The 3,976-nt window shown below is 36.1% G+C and carries 4 protein-coding genes; 3 read left to right on the top strand and 1 reads right to left on the bottom strand.

The window, feature by feature from the left end; genetic code table 11:
• Positions 1–22: 22 nt before the first annotated feature.
• Complete coding sequence (locus HE1_RS09030; protein ID WP_162531256.1) at positions 23–181, bottom strand: hypothetical protein; 159 nt, start codon at positions 179–181, stop codon at positions 23–25.
• 477 nt (positions 182–658) lie between these two features.
• Between HE1_RS09030 and HE1_RS04470 the strand changes: the two genes are divergently transcribed.
• The 3 genes from HE1_RS04470 to HE1_RS04460 are packed head-to-tail and all read left to right on the top strand — an operon-like array spanning position 659 to position 3,040.
• Positions 659–2,104 (top strand): hypothetical protein, encoded by a 1,446-nt coding sequence (locus tag HE1_RS04470; RefSeq protein WP_162480348.1) that lies wholly within the window; start codon positions 659–661, stop codon positions 2,102–2,104.
• Between the two features lie 25 nt (positions 2,105–2,129).
• Entirely contained in the window at positions 2,130–2,444 is a 315-nt protein-coding gene (locus tag HE1_RS04465) for an HU family DNA-binding protein (RefSeq protein ID WP_206537243.1), read from the top strand.
• A 5-nt stretch (positions 2,445–2,449) separates the two neighbouring features.
• Positions 2,450–3,040: a helix-turn-helix domain-containing protein gene (locus tag HE1_RS04460; protein ID WP_162531262.1), complete on the top strand. Its 591-nt coding sequence runs from the start codon at positions 2,450–2,452 to the stop codon at positions 3,038–3,040.
• Positions 3,041–3,976: the final 936 nt, after the last annotated feature.

The raw sequence follows: 3,976 nt of genomic DNA, 5'->3' as shown, positions 1-3,976 counted from the left end.
ACGATCGTCAATCAGAAGAGCCTTAGCAATTTGACGAGCGCCACCCTTTGTTGGATAACAAAACTGTCTTAATCCTATCCTCTACGCGTTGGTTCTTAACGTAACACGATCTTCTTCTGTCAGAAATTTTTGCATAAGAAAAATTATTAACACATAAAATTAAACTTTTAAACAATTTCATTCAGCATGAGTATACCCGTTTCCCTCATCTAAATATTCTATTACCTTTTGTCTTAAATCGTTGCTGTAGCTCTTTGTCATCTTCCTTTTATTGTAACAAAAAAATTACACCTAATTCAACCTAAATTAATATATCTAAGGAAAAGCTATAAAAAACTACAAATATCGCTCTTAATTTCAAGTTTGTGGAATCATCAAATTTTATATGGGAATCGCTTAAATACAAGAAAAAATATCTCGAAGAATTTATGAATGATGAACTTAATGATTCTTGATAACGGTAGGGAATAAGAAAAAGTCAACGAATGCATTTTTTCTGTAATTTTATATTGCGCATTAAGGGAGACGGTTGCTTAAGGAAAATAAAAAATATTTGCATAATATGCTAAAAATTTTTCTTGACACGTTGACTTTGGGCGTGTTATAAATCTTTAAATAATTTAGAAATGTTCCATACTTGCCATGGGTTTTTTCTTTTTTGTACTTTTGGGTTATGTCGATGCCTTTGTTTGCGCTGACGGAAAATCCGGCTTCTTCAAATGTAAAGAGGCTGGAGCGGCAATGGATGGGAGGAGCGGCTGCTTCTGTTAGCTCTAATAAAGGTTTTTCTGGTAAGGAAAAGGGAGGTTTTTCTTTGTTGCTTTCTGGAAAAGCAAGTTTTACCATGACATTGGGACAAAATAAAACAGATTATACTGTTCTTTTTACTCCACCTGGGTCGGGGAGTGTGTTTAATCTTTCGGGGTTATTTGGGAACGGAGAGAAAATTTATTCTCACGTGGCCAAAAGTCAGTTGAACGTTAACAACTCTCAATTTATGGTAAGAGCAGAGCAGCCGTTTTTTTCTGATGAAGGAACATTCGCGGTTTTTATCGCGTTTACAGGAGATCCAGATAATAAGCAGTCAGTTCGTGAAATAGCTGCAGAGATAGATACGTTTTACGGAACTATAGTTTTGGGTAACACGAAAGGAATAGAGAATCGTGCTGTGGCAGGTCCAGTTTCTTTTTTCAGGGGGACCGGTGGAACAGACGGAGCCATGAGCAGATTCTTGAATCCTACGACGGGAGTTTTTATGTTTCCAAGTATGAAGGGGGATACGGGGGTTTCGACAAAAATTGTTTTCTTTTCTCCAAATTTTGGAGATATTAAACGATTTGGAGCTGTTCAGTTTGGGCTTTCTTATGCTCCTAATACTTCTATGGTTGGAGAAGCAAAGATGAACACCGCTTTTAATAGTAAGGATCCGTTAAAGGCATCTTTTGACATGAACAGTTTTGCTCAGTCTGTTCGATATTCTTTGGAAAAAGAGTTGTTTGGCGTTGCATTGTCTTTCGTTCGTATACATGGAAAAACACGTCCTGCTATTCCGCAGCAGCCGCTCTTGAGTATTTACAGTAATAACAGCTGGGACTTGGCAATGAATACGCATTATGGTCCGTGGTGTTTGGGGGTTGAATATATTTATAATGGGCGTTCTGGATTTTTGAAGAATGACTTACCAAGTTTAACGCCTTCTCTTACTACAGATATTGGTGGGAAAGAAAAGCTTCCTACCATGATGTATTCTTCTAGCGCTTGCGGAAAGAGCTATACTTTTAATGCGGGGCTTGGGTATGTGTTGAAGAATCAGTGGGGAGTTTCTTTGGGGTATTTAAGGACAGGGTCTCACACTGGGTTTATTCAACCAAATCAAGAAGGTGATTCTATAAAAGCTAAGGGAAGTGCATGGGTTTTGTCTGGAGATCGCGCTTTAGTAGAAGGAGTAGAGTGTTTTTTGGAAGTGGCTATTAGTTACAAAATGTCTAATCCTGCTTGGCCTTATATGGGAACGGCTGGTGCGGCGTTAACAAAGCTTCCTTTTCCCACAACTCCAAGTAATTCTGCTGCTGCAGTTTTATCTGGGTTGAAAGTAAAATTTTAAATTATGGCAAATTTTATCTTGGAGGATGATAATGAAAACGGGAGTGACCAAAATCGATCTTGTTGCTAAGATAGCTTCGAAAAGTGGAATTAATAAGGGAACAGTAAATCAAGTTCTAGATCAGTTTTTAGAAGTCGTGACAGAGACATTGAAAGAAGGAAATTCCGTACGATTGACAGGGTTTGGGTCGTTTTTGGCAAGATTGCGTCCAGAGATGGTTGCTCGCAATCCTAAAACTGGGGCTTCGGTTACCGTTCCTTCAGTTCTTGTTCCTGTATTTCGTGCTGGTAAACATTTGAAATTGGCGCTTGAATCTATTGAAGTTCAAGACATTGATTGATTTTTATGATTCGTATCGTAAAGCAAAGAATTTTGTGTTACGGAGATGCTTCTTGGTACAGATTGTGGGAAGAAATTATTCAGCAAAGCTGCTCTGAGATTATTCTTTTATTTTGTGAAACAGAAGAACAGTTGAAAAAATTTTGGGAAGAAAAGTCAGCTTTGGCGTGTATGTACACTGTGAATGATCATTGTGTTTTTGAGGATTGGGTTTTTGTAAAAAAATTTTATTTGTTGCCAGAATTTTTTTTGGTTTTTTTAGGAAACCTGAAAGTGTTTCAAGAAAGAGTTGGATATGTACTAGAAGATTTTTCTTTTTACCATAATATTATTTTTACGAAAAGAAAAAATTTTCTATTAAGAGAAAAAGAGTACAAAATCCTTCTTTATTTTCTTCATCGATACCAAGAAAAAATTAGTAAGGAAGAACTGTTAAAGGGAATTTGGAGTTACAATAGAGAAGTGGAAACTTTGACGTTGGAAACTCACGTAGGACAATTAAATAAAAAATTAAGGTTTTGTAATCATCGGATAACAAAAGAAAGAGATTTTTTTTACTTGATTCTTTTGGGGAGGGGGGAGATAATAAACTTTTGAAAAAAGTATACGTAAAATACGAATAGTTTTGTGTAAATTTTAGTAAAAGAAATCAGGCTCATCCTAAATTAAGTGTATTAAATGAGACGTTATGCGGTGCAAGATGATCAGTGAGGTAGGACAAAGGATATGTTGTCTAAAAAAAGGGGGATGTAGGAAGATGCTTTGTATTGTCATCACACAGAGGTCTTGTGGAGAGATTTGGCCTTTGGATATTTTAAGTTGTCTGCTCCCGTTGGAGTCAAAAACGCGCGTGGAAAAGCGCTTTTAAAATCTTAGCCAGTGAACGATTGTATGCGCCCATCAACACAGTTGAACTAAAAAAGACAGAAAACCGTTCTGAGCTAAGATCTATGCAATCTATGATTCCCGAGAAAACCCCATTGGCCAATCTTACTACTTTTCACTTGAAAAAAAGTCAAGACTATAATCTGAAGTGAGGGGATGAAGTACTTGCCGGTAAAGCATATGTGGAAAAAACTTAAAAAAAGTCGAAAGGCTGTGATTTCTTCTGCAAAGAACAGTTTAAAGCATTAATATTATGATAAATAATTTTTATTAAATCTCGTAATTAGATCGAGATTTTTTTTGCTAAACATAAAGCAATACCGCGTCATTGCAATATTTTATGATCAAACGTTTTTAAATTTTCTGGGCGCTATTTACTTGGCTTCAATAGTCTTTTTCTGAAACTTAAAAATTATGACCATTTCATATTATGTGCGCATAAATAAGCAAAGATATATCCATGATCTTATAAAATTTACCAGCGCTTCTAAGCACAATAGACCTCTTTGGAAACTATAAAGGGAGAGTTGCGAGATAAGGTAATTTTTGGTATAAGAAGGAAAAAATCAAGGCAAGGTGAAAGAAGTGTCGAGCACGCAAATAACAATGGTAAGTTTAGAAGAGTTAGTAAGTAAGGACCATCAGTAT

Origin of the sequence: Holospora elegans E1 (assembly GCF_000648275.1) — a bacterium.
Taxonomy (GTDB): domain Bacteria; phylum Pseudomonadota; class Alphaproteobacteria; order Holosporales; family Holosporaceae; genus Holospora; species Holospora undulata_A.
The sequence above is the reverse complement of the archived record's forward strand: the minus strand, read 5'-3'. Positions and strand labels throughout refer to the sequence as shown.

Excerpts from the sequence above, each read along its gene's own strand:
- HE1_RS09030 (WP_162531256.1), bottom strand. The coding sequence starts at position 181 with ATGAAATTGTTTAAAAGTTTAATTTTATGTGTTAATAATTTTTCTTAT.
- HE1_RS04465 (WP_206537243.1), top strand. The coding sequence starts at position 2,130 with ATGATAATGAAAACGGGAGTGACCAAAATCGATCTTGTTGCTAAGATA.
- HE1_RS04460 (WP_162531262.1), top strand. The coding sequence starts at position 2,450 with ATGATTCGTATCGTAAAGCAAAGAATTTTGTGTTACGGAGATGCTTCT.